At 50.8% G+C, this 14,418-nt stretch carries 13 protein-coding genes; all 13 read left to right on the top strand.

Features of this window, described 5'->3' with window-relative positions; all coding sequences use genetic code 11:
• The first annotated feature begins 102 nt into the window (after positions 1 to 102).
• The 13 genes from flhD to cheZ all read left to right on the top strand — a co-directional run bounded on the left by flhD (position 103) and on the right by cheZ (position 14,308).
• The gene (flhD, locus tag M0220_RS07145) at positions 103 to 435 is read left to right on the top strand and encodes a flagellar transcriptional regulator FlhD (RefSeq protein ID WP_264019027.1); all 333 of its coding nucleotides are present in this window, start codon (positions 103 to 105) and stop codon (positions 433 to 435) included.
• Positions 432 to 956: a flagellar transcriptional regulator FlhC gene (flhC, locus tag M0220_RS07140; RefSeq protein ID WP_030074272.1), complete on the top strand. Its 525-nt coding sequence runs from the start codon at positions 432 to 434 to the stop codon at positions 954 to 956. The genes flhD and flhC overlap by 4 nt, the downstream gene beginning before the upstream one ends.
• A 225-nt stretch (positions 957 to 1,181) precedes the next feature.
• Positions 1,182 to 2,051, top strand: a complete 870-nt coding sequence (motA, locus tag M0220_RS07135; RefSeq protein WP_030074271.1) for a flagellar motor stator protein MotA — start codon at positions 1,182 to 1,184, stop codon at positions 2,049 to 2,051.
• A complete protein-coding gene (gene motB, locus M0220_RS07130) occupies positions 2,048 to 2,968 on the top strand; it encodes a flagellar motor protein MotB (protein WP_030074270.1) in 921 nt (306 codons plus the stop codon). The genes motA and motB overlap by 4 nt, the downstream gene beginning before the upstream one ends.
• Before the next feature lie 43 nt (positions 2,969 to 3,011).
• Positions 3,012 to 5,102 (top strand): chemotaxis protein CheA, encoded by a 2,091-nt coding sequence (cheA, locus tag M0220_RS07125; protein ID WP_264019025.1) that lies wholly within the window; start codon positions 3,012 to 3,014, stop codon positions 5,100 to 5,102.
• Positions 5,099 to 5,599 (top strand): chemotaxis protein CheW, encoded by a 501-nt coding sequence (gene cheW, locus M0220_RS07120; RefSeq protein ID WP_030074268.1) that lies wholly within the window; start codon positions 5,099 to 5,101, stop codon positions 5,597 to 5,599. Before cheA ends, cheW begins: the two co-directional genes overlap by 4 nt.
• Positions 5,600 to 5,730: 131 nt before the next feature.
• On the top strand, positions 5,731 to 7,026 hold the full coding sequence (locus M0220_RS07115) for a methyl-accepting chemotaxis protein (protein WP_264019024.1): 1,296 nt from the start codon (positions 5,731 to 5,733) through the stop codon (positions 7,024 to 7,026).
• A gap of 59 nt (positions 7,027 to 7,085) precedes the next feature.
• Complete coding sequence (locus M0220_RS07110) at positions 7,086 to 9,251, top strand: methyl-accepting chemotaxis protein (RefSeq protein WP_264019023.1); 2,166 nt, start codon at positions 7,086 to 7,088, stop codon at positions 9,249 to 9,251.
• Positions 9,248 to 10,117, top strand: coding sequence for a CheR family methyltransferase (locus tag M0220_RS07105; RefSeq protein ID WP_030074265.1), 870 nt, complete (start codon positions 9,248 to 9,250; stop codon positions 10,115 to 10,117). The genes M0220_RS07110 and M0220_RS07105 overlap by 4 nt, the downstream gene beginning before the upstream one ends.
• 88 nt (positions 10,118 to 10,205) lie before the next feature.
• Complete coding sequence (locus M0220_RS07100) at positions 10,206 to 11,267, top strand: protein-glutamate methylesterase/protein-glutamine glutaminase (protein ID WP_030074264.1); 1,062 nt, start codon at positions 10,206 to 10,208, stop codon at positions 11,265 to 11,267.
• A gap of 35 nt (positions 11,268 to 11,302) precedes the next feature.
• Positions 11,303 to 12,991 (top strand): methyl-accepting chemotaxis protein, encoded by a 1,689-nt coding sequence (locus M0220_RS07095; protein WP_264019022.1) that lies wholly within the window; start codon positions 11,303 to 11,305, stop codon positions 12,989 to 12,991.
• Between the two features lie 189 nt (positions 12,992 to 13,180).
• Positions 13,181 to 13,570 carry a chemotaxis response regulator CheY gene (gene cheY, locus M0220_RS07090; protein WP_030074262.1) on the top strand — a complete coding sequence of 130 codons (390 nt, stop codon included), beginning with the start codon at positions 13,181 to 13,183 and terminating at the stop codon, positions 13,568 to 13,570.
• Positions 13,571 to 13,612: 42 nt separating this feature from the next.
• Positions 13,613 to 14,308, top strand: coding sequence for a protein phosphatase CheZ (gene cheZ, locus M0220_RS07085; RefSeq protein ID WP_030074261.1), 696 nt, complete (start codon positions 13,613 to 13,615; stop codon positions 14,306 to 14,308).
• The last annotated feature ends 110 nt before the right edge of the window (positions 14,309 to 14,418 follow it).

Genomic DNA, 14,418 nt, shown 5'->3' with positions numbered 1-14,418 from the left:
AATACCAACGTTGTATGCAACCATGTGCTGAGAAATGTAAACAACTTTTAAGGCGTCAGTATAAAGTCATAATGAAACGCCCATGTCGTTCGATGGAACACTATGAGTCAAACAAGCTTTCTCGATGAAATTCAGGAAATTAATTTAGCGTATTTACTTCTTGCGCAGCGATTATTGGTCGAAGACCGTGAGGCGGCAATGTTTCGCCTAAAAGTAGATAGCGAGCTTGCAGATTTGCTCGTGTCTCTTAACGCTCGACAGCTGACAAAGTTGGCACGTAACAATCAGCTAATATGTCGTCTGAGCCAAACCAGTGCCCATCAGCTGCGAAAAATCACCGAAAACCCTCGGGATCAAGGGCTTTCAGGCTTACATGCGTCATTGTTGTCAGCTGGTGAGGCGTTTGAAACACTGCCTGTAGGAGAGTCAGAGTGAGCCAGAAAAGCTTGGTTGATGAAATGCACCAAGTACAGCTGGCCATAGAGCTGATTGAATTAGGTGCACGGTTACAAGTATTGGAGACAGAAACAGAGCTAAGTCGCACGCGCCTGATCAAGCTGTACAAGGAAGTACGCGGTATGTCGCCACCCAAAGGGATGCTGCCCTTCTCTGCTGACTGGTTCGTGACATGGTTGCCTAACGTACATTCGTCGCTGTTTTATAACATTTATCACAGCGTACAAAACAACACCCGTTGTGAACGTATTGATGCCTTTGTCAAAGCCTATCGCTTGTATGAAGAGCAGATAAATTTAGAAGGCGTTGAGCCGGTGTTGGGCCTAACCCGCGCATGGACGCTAGTACGATTTTTTGAAAGCGATTTACTGCAGCTTAATACGTGTACCCGCTGTGGTGGGCACTTTGTTGCCCATGCTCATAGTCCAACCCACGAGTATGTCTGTGGCATTTGTCAGCCGCCTTCGCGGGCTGGGAAGACGCGTAAAGCGCGGTGTTGAACTACAAAAATTATCTTGCCCGGTGCGGTCAGGTATATAGCCAATAAAATGCGTCTTTAACGTATAGATAGCACCAAAAGGGGTTGGTACTTTTTCATTAACACCGCCAGCGCCTGAGTAAGCTATGGCTAAGAAACGCGTGGAACCAACGCTCTGTGTTCTCTTTTTGAAACACAGGAATAGCGCTCCACTGATACAAAAACTGATATCGCAAGGATACTGCTTGTGCTGATTCCTCTGGGTTATTTGGTCGTACTGCTATCTGTCTTCGGCGGTTATGTGTTGGCAGGCGGTAGCTTAGGCCCTCTCTATCAGCCAACAGAGCTGCTTATGATTGGGGGCGCTGGCATAGGCGCATTTATTGCCGCGAACAATGGCAAAGCCATTAAGGCAACATTCAAAATCTTTCCCAGACTCAAACGCGCCAAAAAGTATAACAAAGCGTTGTATATGGAGCTGATGGCACTGCAGTACAAGCTGCTCTCTAAAATTCGCCGCGAAGGAATGTTGGGGATAGAGCGCGATATTGATAACCCCCAAGAAAGCCCGCTTTTTCAAGAGCACCCGACCGTACTTGCTGATCCGCATATTATGGACTTTTTAACTGACTATCTGCGTTTGATGGTGAGTGGCGGTATGGAGCCGATGGAAATTGACGAGCTGATGCTCCATGAAATTGAAGCCTTCGAGCAAGAGGCACATATCCCTATCGATGCCATTGCCAAAGTGGGCGATGCAATGCCTGCCTTTGGCATCGTTGCTGCCGTCATGGGGGTTATTAAAGCACTGACTTACGCTGATGCTAGTCCTGCCCAAATGGGGGAGATGATTGCCCTCGCGTTGGTCGGTACCTTCCTTGGTATTTTAATGGGATATGGTTTTATTAGCCCCGTGGCTAGCTACGCCGAGCGGCAAGCTAAAGAAGCAGAGAAGATGCTGCAGTGCATACGTGTCACCTTACTGGCTAGCTTACACGGCTATGCGCCGCAACTAGCGGTTGAATTTGGTCGCAAAGCGCTACATACCGCTGAACGGCCAAGTTTTGCAGAGTTAGAAGAGTACGTTCGTGATGCCAAAAAGAGCGGTAATGCATGAGTAAGGGGGGCGATAAACGTCCGATTATTATTCGGCGCAAAAAAGTGGTGCATGCTCACCATGGCGGTGCGTGGAAAATTGCCCTTGCTGATTTTATGACCGCTTTAATGGCACTGTTTCTAGTGATGTGGATTTTAAGTGTTTCCGACGATGAAACACGTCGTGGAGTTGCTGAGTACTTCAGCACGCCGCTCATAACGGCAATGACCAGTGGCGATCGGTCGGGCAGCACTCAAGTGATTCCGGGGGGCGGCCCAGACCCCACCCACAGCGATGGCGAACGCGCCCGCGTGGATGTGCTGCAGTATAGTCGCCCCAGCGCTCAGGAACGGCGCTTCTTTAACGATGTGCAGGCGCGCATTGAGCGTGCCATTGAGCTAGACCCAGAGCTGCGCCAGTTACGTAATCAAATGCGCTTTGATTTAACCCGCGAAGGGTTGCGTATCCAGCTATTAGATACAGAGCAGCGGCCAATGTTCGAACTTGGTAGCGATCAAGTCGCACCTTACATGCGTAATTTATTACGCACCATGGCACCGTTATTGAACGAGTTACCCAACGATCTAAGTATCAGCGGCCATACCGACAGCGTGCCTTATGCTGGTGGCTACCGCGGCTATAGCAACTGGGAACTTTCCAACGATCGGGCTAATGCTTCTCGGCGTGAATTAGTTACCGGCGGGCTTGACCCAGATCAACTGCTACGCGTATCGGGCTTTGCTGATCGTGCTAAGTTGCCTGACACTTCGCCGACTGATCCTATCAATCGGCGTATTGAGCTTGTTGTCTTGCTGCCAGAAATTGCCGAGACGATACGCAACCCAGGCATTATGAATCTTGAGAACCCATTGCCCGATGACGATGCGCCTCTAGAGGCGTTGCCACTAAGCACGCCACAGAGCGGTGAAGACGAATGAGCAGGGCTTATCACAACACTAAGACGTTTATGTGGAGCGGTGCATGGATATAGCGGACTTTTTTGACACCTTTTTTGAAGAGGCTGACGAACTGTTGGCCGATATGGAACAGCACCTGTTGGAGCTGGATGTCGATGATCCGGATAGCGAGCAACTCAATGCTATTTTCCGCGCTGCTCATTCTATTAAGGGCGGCGCGGGAACCTTTGGCTTTAGTGTGCTGCAAAAAACCACGCATATCTTTGAAAACCTGCTAGATCATGCTCGCAAAGGTGAATTGACGTTGCGAGCTGACCTCGTTGATACCTTTTTAGAGGCAAAAGACATCATGCACGAGCAACTCGATGCCTATCGCAACGAGGAAGAACCCAACCAAGAAGCCTATGAGCGTATTTGTCATACTCTGCAGCAAATTGCGCTAGAAGAAATTGGCCAGACGTTGGATGCACCTCCCGCACCGTCACCTGTGGTTGAAAAACAAGCGCCATCTGACGCTGCCACGACGGCGCCTTCCTCTGATAGTGAGCGCCACCTTAATGTTGCGCTTTTAAATGTCAGCGAAAAAGACCGGCTTTTACTGGTTGAAGAGCTTGGACAGCTGGGCGATGTACAGTCCCACTCGGGTGATGATAAGCGCTACGATGTCATGCTGGCCGGAGAGGTCAGTGCTGATGATATCGAAGCAGTGATGTGCTTCATTATTGAGCCTGGACAAATCGAGATTAGTGTGGTGGATGCTGTTAATGACGAAAGCGCTAGTCTCAAGGCAGAGGCACCAGCGCCGTCGGCAGACACATCCAATGGCGTCGCGGAGACCCCAGCGGCGCCTGTTAAGCCTGCCAATAGCACCCCAGCCACCGCCAAGCCGGCTAAACCCGCTGCTAAAAAAGCCGTTGCAGAATCCTCCTCTATTCGCGTATCAGTCGATAAAGTTGACCAGATTATTAACTTAGTCGGTGAGCTCATTATTACACAGTCGATGCTCGACCAAACCGTTAGCGATCTTGACGACTCGTCTGTGGGTAACAGCTCGCTACAAAATGGTATGAGCCTGCTACAGCGTAACGCACGGGATCTTCAAGAAGCGGTGATGTCAATCCGCATGATCCCCATGGAGTTTGTCTTCAGCCGTTTTCCCCGGGTTGTGCGTGACACTGCCAGTAAACTGAATAAAGAAATTGAGCTGATTACTGAAGGTAAATCTACCGAGCTGGATAAAAGCTTGGTTGAGCGCATTACTGACCCCCTCACGCACTTGGTGCGTAACAGCTTGGATCATGGCATTGAGATGCCCGACGAGCGTGAGGCGTTAGGCAAGCCACGGGTTGGCAAACTGGTGCTCTCGGCGCGTCACCAGGGTGGCAATATTCTGATAGAAGTCCGTGATGACGGCGCTGGTATGGACCGTGACAGGCTATTGGCGAAAGCGCGTGAAAACGGTCTGAATGTGCCTGACACCGTCTCTGACGAAGAAGTTTTCCAGCTGATTTTTGCGCCTGGTTTTTCTACCGCAAAAGAAGTCACCGATGTCTCTGGCCGTGGCGTTGGCATGGATGTCGTGAAGCGTAATATCCAGGGCATGGGTGGCCGGGTTGAAATTCAGTCTAAGAAAGGTGAGGGCACTAATACACGTATTGTGTTGCCGCTGACGCTAGCCATTCTTGACGGCATGTCCATCAAAGTGGGGGGTGAGACCTTTATTTTGCCACTTTCCACCGTGCTTGAGTCGTTACAGCCTGCCGAGGGCGATATGTATGCCATGGCAGGAGACGATGTGGTGCTCAAGGTGCGCGATGAGTATCTACCGGTAATCGCTATTCATGAAGTGTTTGACGTCAAAAATGCGATCACTGATCCAACTAAAAGCATTGCCGTGATTGTTCAGGGCGAGGGGCGTCGTTACGCCATGCTGGTTGATGAGCTTGTCGGTCAGCAGCAAGTCGTCGTAAAAAACTTGGAAGACAACTATCGCAAAGTGCCAGGCGTTTCGGCGGCTACTATTTTAGGCGATGGAAGCGTGGCACTCATTTTAGACATCACAGGCTTACACCGGTTAAGCCGTGCTAAGAAAGAAGCGGGAAAAAAGGTGAATCATCCACATCTCTCTTATTACCAGGAGGCTGAGCCGTCATGAGTCAAGCAAACAATGGAGCGGTTTTAGCCGCCGCAGAGGCGGATAATCGCGAATTTTTGGTGTTCTCTTTAGGAGAAGAAGAGTACGCCATTGATATTTTAAAGGTTCAGGAAATACGTGGTTACGAAAATGTCACTCGGATTGCCAATGCGCCTGACTTTATTAAAGGAGTGACCAATCTGCGCGGTGTTATTGTGCCGATTGTTGATTTGCGTATTAAATTTAATTTGGAAAACGTTGAGTACGGTGGTCAAACGGTTGTTATTGTTGTCAATGTGGCTGACCGTGTCGTCGGTATCGTTGTCGATGGTGTTTCTGATGTGATGACGTTAACACCCGATCAGATCAAACCCGCGCCTGAGTTTGGCGTTACGCTCTCTTCTGACTTCCTGAGCGGACTAGGTAGCCTTGAAGACCGCATGTTAGTGCTAGTGGATATTGATAAATTGCTGACCAGCGAAGAGATGGCATTAGTCGACAGCACCAGTAACCGCTAACCGTTTGTCTACCCGGCACAGGGAGTGTGCCTTTTCAGCCAAAACAACAGCCATCTCTGGTGTCATGGACAACACCGGCCAACACAGCTGTATTTGGAGTAACGCGTGTGACATCGCTAATGCGTCAAATAATGAGCAATATGACCGTGCGCCTGAGCTGGGGGCTAGTATTGGCCACCTTCTCACTATTGGTGGTCGTCGCCTGTGGAATCGGGCTATATGCACTTAATCAAGGCGTTGCCATTGTACAGGCATCCAACGATCTGCAGGCGCAGCAAGTGGTATTTAGCGAGTTCGCCACCCGTGTTCGCTGGGTGTTAATTGGCGTTGTCATCATGACGGGGTTGACGGTTGCCGTGGTGATTTGGGGGGTGACGGTTAATGTTTTGCGTCCGCTGGATCGCTTAGTCGGTTATTTTGAAAAGATGGCCAAAGGCGACTTAAGTCAACACATTGTATCGCCAGGTAACAATGAAATTGGCCGGCTGTACAGCGCAATGGCACACATGCAGTCCTCATTGTCTGAGACTGTTGGAGTGGTGCGCCAAAGCGGAGCGTCAATTTTTGAGCGCTCCCAGCATATTGCCAGTGGCAATAACGATCTCTCTTCACGCACCGAACAGCAAGCTTCTTCCCTGGAAGAAACAGCGTCTAGCATGGAGCAGCTTGCCTCGACCGTAGGCCATAATGCTGATAATGCGTTGCAAGCCAGTCAGCTCGCAAATGAAGTAACGCTCACCGCAAGACGCAGTGGCGAAGAAGTGGCCAACATCATTGAAACCATGCAAGACATCAGCGCTAGCTCCCATCAGGTCGCTGACATTATTACGGTGATTGATAACATCGCTTTTCAAACTAATATTTTGGCACTTAACGCCTCAGTAGAAGCAGCCCGTGCCGGTGAGCATGGTAAAGGATTTGCCGTCGTCGCCCAGGAAGTCCGCAGTCTTGCTAGCCGAAGCGCCAATGCGGCTAAAGAGATTCGCACGCTGATTGATGCGTCGTTAGGTAAAGTAGATGCAGGTACGCAGCGGGTGAACCATGCGGGCCAAACCATGCAGGATCTTGTCGCTGCAGTGCAGCGAGTCAATGACATTATGGATGAAATCGCAGCTGCTTCTGAAGAACAAAGTAACGGTATCGGCCAAGTTAACCAAGCAGTTGCTCAGATGGACCAAGTGGTGCAGCAAAATGCTCAGCTGGTTCAGCAGGCGGCACGCAGTGCCAATGAATTAGAAAGTGAGGCAGCGCGTCTGAGAGAGGCGGTAGAGCGCTTCCAGATTGCGTCCAGCACATCACAAGACTCTAATCCACCACGAGACTCTCATCCCCCTCGTGCTCTTCAACAAACAGCGGTTGTCCCAGCCATGACAACAAAGAAAATACCCGCTCGCCATGCAGCAGCAGATGAGTGGGAAGCGTTTTAAGCCTTGCGGTTTGAGCATCACCATTTCCTTGGCTTTACTACTAACAATAAGGCATGCGAATGCGTAATAACCAGCCAGTCACTCAACGCGAAGTTGAGCTTCGCAGTGACGACTTCCTTGTTTCTCGGACGGATCTTAAGGGGCGTATTACGTATGCGAACCCCGCCTTTATCCAGATCAGTGGTTTTGATTATGAAGAGCTGATGGGGGCGCCGCATAATCTGATTCGTCACCCGGATATGCCACCAGCAGCGTTCGAGAACTTATGGCAAACCGTAGAGAGCGGTGAAACATGGCGAGGGCTGGTTAAAAACCGCTGCAAAAATGGTGATCACTACTGGGTGAATGCCAGTGTGACGCCGATCATCGAAGAGGATGACGTGGTTGGCTACGCCTCCGTCAGAGTGCAGGCTTCGCGGGAGGCTATTGCACAGGCAGAACAGGTCTACGCTGACATACGTGAGGGCCGTAACAAGCTGTATTACTTAGAGAAGGGCCAACTGCGCAAAAAAGGCCTAGTACAGCGCTTAAAACGGATACGGTTTGATACCCTGCGAGCTAAGTTAACGGGCATGATTGTCGTGGCTGGTGCGCTACTGTTGCTGAGCGGTGGCCTGGGATTATATAGCCTCAATCTGGCCGGAGAGCGTCTCGCTGTGCTTAATAATGATGGCCTGCAAGACGTTATCCGCCTGCAGCAAATTGACCAAACCATCGCTCAAACCCGCCAAGCCATGATTGAGCCAGAGCGAATGGAGCTGATCAAACAGCGCTTTGAAATGGGCGAAATGGTTGCCGATAACGCAGCAGCGGTTGAGCAAGCCTGGCAGCAGTATTACTCCCGTGATGTTAACACTGACGCGCTGGCGACGTCGTTCAACGAGCGGCTGCAGTCGTTTTTAGACAATGGCATGCTGCAGGCGGCCAATGTATTGCAAGCGGAAGAAACGTATCTAGCGTTTACTGGCTTAGACGCTGTGATTAACGTGATGAATAACGAAGGGCGTGAACTCTCTTCCCTGGTGAACCAGCTCATCGCCCAAAAGCAGGCCGCCGCTGAAGCGATGGCCGCCGATGCCGAGCAAGGTCAAGCCCGAATGCTCAATGCTCAAGCCACTGTTCTGGGCGTTGGTTTGTTAGCACTTATCTTCCTCGGGGTGATGATGCTACGTTCCATTGTCCGGCCGCTAAAAAGTGCGTCTCGCTTCACGTTGCAGATAGCAGGAGGGAACTTAGCGGCGAAAGTTCCACCGCATCAACGTGATGAGGTGGGGCTACTCATGGAATCGCTGAATACGATGCGCAAAAGCTTGAGCAGTCTCATCAGCGAGGTTAAAGACGGTATCAATGTGGTCACTCCTGCGGCTAAAGAGATTGCCAGCGGCAATGAGGCTCTATCGTCGCGCACCGAACAGCAGGCCGCATCATTACAGCAAACTGCCTCCAGCATGGAAGAAATGACCACCACGGTGCGTCAAAATAGCGATAACGCTCAAGAAGCACGTCGTCTTGCCGATAACAATACTACGCAAGTGACGCAGACTGGGGAGCTCATGGCGCAGTTAGTTGAGAATATGCAACGGATTACGCAAAGCTCACAACAAATGACGGATATCATTAACGTCATTGACTCGATTGCTTTCCAAACCAATATTCTGGCACTTAATGCCTCAGTAGAAGCTGCCAGAGCGGGCGAGCATGGCCGTGGCTTCGCAGTAGTGGCTGATGAAGTGCGTAAGTTGGCGGGCCGCAGTGCTAATGCGTCGCAAGAGATTCGAGGGCTGATTGATGGCTCTAACAAAGAAGTCAATGCCGGTGCTGGACTAGTTAAAAAAGCCGAAAAAGCCATTGGTGAAGTTGCCGAAGCGGCGCGCAGCGTTACACAGATTATGCACGATATTTCGTCAGCATCTGAGGAGCAGAGTCATGGTATTGCGGAAGTAAACCAAGCCGTTACCGAAATGGATCAAGCAACACAACAAAACGCCTTACGTGTTCAGGAAACGGCACGCGCCGCCGTGGCATTAGAACAACAGGCCGGTTTACTGGCTCTCTCTGTCGAAGCCTTCCGCTTAAATAACCGGTGTGAGCAGGGCGAGTTGAAATCAATATCTGCTGCTGTTCGCAGTATTAATGCGGTTCAACCTATTGAACGCCCGAACAAAGCATCTTCGTTGTCAACCACGCGGCAGCTGGCCTCAGCAGAGGAGTGGGAAGAATTTTGACAGACCATCGCGAGCGAGGAGTTGACGCCGGTCAGTGGACATCGGGAGGTATTGAGCGCGACCTAGTGCTAACGGATGCCGACTTTGCGCGGATAAGAGAGCTTATTTATCTGCGCGCTGGCATCGTGCTGGCTGAGCATAAGCGTGAAATGGTCTATAGCCGTTTAGCAAAGCGGTTGCGCCATTACGGCATCACTCGGTTTACCGACTATTTGACGCGCTTAGAGCGTCAGCCTGACGCTAAAGAGTGGGAAGCATTTACTAACGCGCTAACCACTAACCTCACCGCTTTTTTTCGTGAGGCGCACCACTTCCCCCTATTAGCTGAGCATATTAAGCAGCAGCAAACACCTGTCACCATATGGTGTTCGGCAGCATCTACCGGGGAGGAGCCGTACTCAATTGCGATGACGCTCTTAGAGACGCTAGGGCCAAAAGCTGCACAGGCGAAGGTGATTGCCACCGATATTGATACCGACGCGCTTAGCAAAGCGCGCGCGGGCATTTATCCGCTTGAGCAAGTGCGCAAGTTAGACGAAGTGCGGGTAAAACGATTTTTTCAGAAAGGCACCGGCGGCCATGCGGGCTTGGCGCGCATCCGGCCGGAAGTGTCGTCGTTGGTAGAGTTTCTACCGCTTAACCTGCTGGCGCCGCAGTGGCCGGTAAAAGGTCCCTTTGATGCCGTTTTTTGCCGCAACATCATGATCTATTTCGATAAAGATACCCAGGCAAAGATCTTAAAACGGTTTGCTCCGTTGATGAAGCCGGACGCGTTACTGTTTGCCGGCCATTCGGAAAACTTTTCGTATATCAGTGATGCATTCAAGCTGCGTGGGCAGACGGTTTACACCCTCGCTAAAAGATAAATCGGTTACGTGCGTTTACTCCTTTTTGGCAATCGCCTTATCGGAGTGGGTTGGCACACAGGTGGCTACCGTATAAAGGAGGCGTGCTTTGAACGCAGCCAAAATCAAAGTGTTGTGCGTCGATGACTCGGCGCTGATTCGAGACTTGTTGACTGAGATAATCAACTCACAGCCAGACATGGAAGTCGTCGCTGTGGCGCCTGACCCCATTGCAGCTAGAGATTTAATCAAGCAGCACAATCCTGATGTACTGACACTTGACGTGGAAATGCCGCGGATGGATGGGCTTGATTTCCTTGAGCGACTAATGCGACTCCGCCCTATGCCAGTGCTCATGGTGTCATCGCTAACCCAAAGTGGCTCAGAAATTACGCTGCGTGCCTTAGAGCTAGGAGCGTTGGATTTTGTCGCCAAGCCAAGCTTGGGTATTCGTAATGGCATGATGGAATATGCGGCTGAAATTACCGATAAACTGCGTGCGGCTGCCCGCTCGCGTCCACGCCAAGCCCGTCACAAAAATGCGCCACCGCCCACGCAGCTGAAAGCTCCTATGGTCTCCAGTGAGAAGCTCATTATTATCGGTGCTTCTACCGGCGGTACCGAGGCGATTCGTTCGGTTCTTGAGCCGCTTCCTGCGAATGCGCCTGCCATTTTGATTACTCAGCACATGCCCGGAGGCTTTACGCGCTCCTTTGCTGAGCGGCTGGATAGGCTGTGCCGGATTAGCGTAAAAGAAGCCACCGATGGCGAGCGGGTCTTACCAGGCCATGCCTATATTGCACCGGGTGACCAACATCTTGAGCTTGTACGTAGCGGTGCTAACTACGTGGCGCGCCTTAATGATGGCCCACCGGTGAATCGTCATCGCCCCTCTGTGGATGTGTTATTCCGTTCTGCCGCAAAACATGCAGGGAAAAATGCCATTGGGGTGATTTTGACCGGGATGGGGAAAGACGGCGCCACAGGACTGTTAGAAATGCGTCAAGCGGGAGCTGCCACCATTGCCCAAAACGAAGAAAGCTGTGTGGTATTTGGCATGCCAAGAGAAGCCATCGCAGTAGGGGGGGCGGTAGATGTGGTTGCTTTAGAGGATATTCCATCACGCTTGATGGCCTTAATTGCCGCTTCAGGGCGTGCTCAGCGGGTATAACCACCCCATTACGATTATTATAAGGGGCACAAAAAATGACACGCTCACTGCGTCAGATCAATATTCATTCTGCGGTTATCGTCGCGCTTGCTTGCTTTGCCATCCTAATCCTGGTGTTAGCCAGTATTAGCTTCCTGTCAGATCGCAATGCTCAGGCTAATTTGTCAACCTATAGCCTCATCAGTAATGGTCAGCTCAACGAGATTAATCGCGCAGACTCGTTGCTCAACCAGGCGATGCTGGCCATGGAAACAGCATCTAACTTTTTAATGGTCGGTCAAACACGTCAATCCAATGCCCAGGTCGATATTGCTCTGGATCGAATTGAGCGCGCCGAAGAGCGTTTTGAGAGCTTTGTTGCAACTCCTCGGACTGACCAGGGTGAAGCCCTAGGCAATACCTTAGAGACAGACTTCCGTGAGGTTATTGGCTTAGTTAAACAGCAGCATGCAACGTTCGAAACAATGGACATTAATACTTTCAACCGGCTTAGAGGAGAGCTGGTTGAACCACTCAGCAAGTTGTCCAATAGTGTTACCGCCTTCGTGCAGTATGGGTTTCAACGTGTAGAAAGCATTCGTAGCGAAGCCGAGATCCAAGGCAATAGGTTTATGCTAATCAACGTGTTTGCCGTCACCATCGCGCTTTTGGTGACGCTGATAATTTACGTTGCTTTACGCCGCACGGTCATCGCACCACTAAACGACGCGGTAAGACGTCTAGACAAAATTTCCCAGGCCGATTTAACGGAGCCTGTCCCCGCCTCAGGCAATAATGAAGTCGGTCGGTTGTTTGCAGCAATGGGCACGATGCAGCAAAACCTGACGGCGATTGTGACCCGGGTGCGTGAAGGTAGCAGTGAAATTCATCACGGTACTCAGGAGATCGCGAGAGGCAACGCAGACTTGTCTGCGCGCACAGAACAGCAGGCCGCGTCGATTGAAGAAACGGCTGCCAGCATGGAGCAGATGACGGCAACGGTTAAGCAGAATGCCGATAATGCCCGCCAGGCAAGCACCTTGGCAGCAGATGCTTCCACCACTGCTGAGCAAGGCGGGCAAGTGGTAGAGCAAGTAGTGAACACCATGCACGGTATTTCTACCAGTTCCCAGAAGGTCGCCGATATTACCAGTGTCATTGACTCTATTGCTTTTCAAACCAATATCTTAGCACTTAATGCCTCTGTAGAAGCGGCGCGTGCCGGAGAGCAAGGGCGTGGTTTTGCCGTCGTAGCCGGCGAGGTACGCAACCTTGCTAGCCGCAGTGCGGATGCTGCTAAAGAGATTAAAACGCTGATTGAGGCCTCTGTTTCCCAAATCAAGCAAGGCTCTACGCTGGTAGAACAAGCGGGTACCACGATGGTTGATGTGGTGACTGCCGTTCGTCGAGTGACCGATATTATGGATGAAATTTCCGCTGCATCTCAGGAACAAAGCGACGGCATCACGCAGGTAAGCCAAGCCGTGGGGCAGATGGATGAAACAACTCAGCAGAATGCCTCATTAGTGCAAGAAGCCACTGCCGCAGCGATGTCGCTTGAGGAGCAGGCAAACAAGCTAGAAGAGGCGGTGGCTGTCTTTGCTTTGTTGACTGACCATGGTGAACCACAGCGCCAAGCGCTGCCACCCAGCCCTCAACAATCACGTGAGCCGACAGCTAAGCACGTGGCTACGCCGCGCCGCACGCCTGAACCTGCCGATCACGACGCTTGGGAAGCGTTTTAATGGGACAACACCGATAGTAGCTTAAATCGATAGTTTAATTAGTTAATTAGCAGGCGGTTTTTGGTTTGGTTTTAAAGCTGTTTTATGAATGTTGTGGATGTTGTTTATAAACGTTGCTTTGACGACTGGCTTAAAACAGCCTGTTTTAAGAATGATTGTGACGACATACTTTGAACGAGAGGATGACCGATGGCCGACAAGAATATGAGTTTTTTAGTAGTTGACGACTTTCCCACCATGCGTCGGATTGTTCGTAGCTTGCTAAAAGAGCTAGGTTTTACCAATGTCGATGAAGCGGAAGATGGCCAAGATGCCTTAAATAAGCTGCGCGCTGGAAACTTCGAGTTCGTCGTATCTGATTGGAATATGCCCAATCTAGACGGCTTAGAAATGCTTAAAGAAATTCGTCAAGATGAGGCGTTAAAAGGCTTGCCAGTATTAATGGTGACCGCAGAAGCCAAGAAAGAGAACATCATCGCGGCTGCCCAAGCGGGTGCTAACGGCTACGTCGTAAAACCATTTACTGCTGCCACACTCGAAGAGAAGCTAAACAAAATTTTCGAGAAAATGGGTAAATGACGCGGCAGCGCCTGAGTACTCGGTTAACGAGGAGATAACACGATGAGTCAGCATGAGCAGGCTAGCGATACCCAGCTGTCCGAAGATGCTGCGGAAGATTTGATCTTTCGCATCGGTAAGCTTACTCGCATGTTGCGCGATAATATGCGCGAGTTGGGCCTAGATAAAGAGATCGAAAAAGCAGCGGAAGCTATTCCTGACGCGCGTGATCGATTGCATTATGTGGCGACCATGACCGAGCAGGCGGCTGATCGTGCGTTAAATGCTATTGACCGAGCGCAGCCCTTGCAAGACCAGCTTTCAGATCGTGCTGAAGCGTTGGATAAGCGCTGGTCTGAGTGGTTTGAAGCGCCAAAAGAGCTTGATGATGCCAAGGCGTTGGTAAAAGAGACACGAACGTATCTGAGTGACGTACCCACTATCGCTGCCGCCACGAACAAAGAGCTGCTCGATATTATGATGGCGCAGGATTTCCAGGATCTTACCGGCCAAGTTATCAAGAAGATGATGGATGTCATTCGCGAGATTGAGCATCAGCTTGTGCAGGTATTAATCGATAATGTGCCTGGTGCTCAGGCAAGAGAGTCGATGCAGCGCAAAGCAGAAGATCAGTGGAAAAATGATAATGCGCGTCGCAATGAAGAGCTGTTGAACGGTCCTCAGGTGAAGGAAAATTCTCCTGATATTGTTACCGGTCAGGACCAAGTAGACGACTTATTGGACGAATTGGGCTTTTAATGGGTGGTTATTAAGACATTGTAACGCCCTACCTATGGCAGTATAGGCTTCCATTCAGCCGTCCTTCGGGGCGGCTGAATTTATGATAAGCCACGCAAGATACCGCCGGA

Source organism: Halomonas qinghailakensis, assembly GCF_025820815.1.
Taxonomy (GTDB): Bacteria; Pseudomonadota; Gammaproteobacteria; order Pseudomonadales; family Halomonadaceae; genus Vreelandella; species Vreelandella qaidamensis.
The sequence above is the reverse complement of the archived record's forward strand: the minus strand, read 5'-3'. Positions and strand labels throughout refer to the sequence as shown.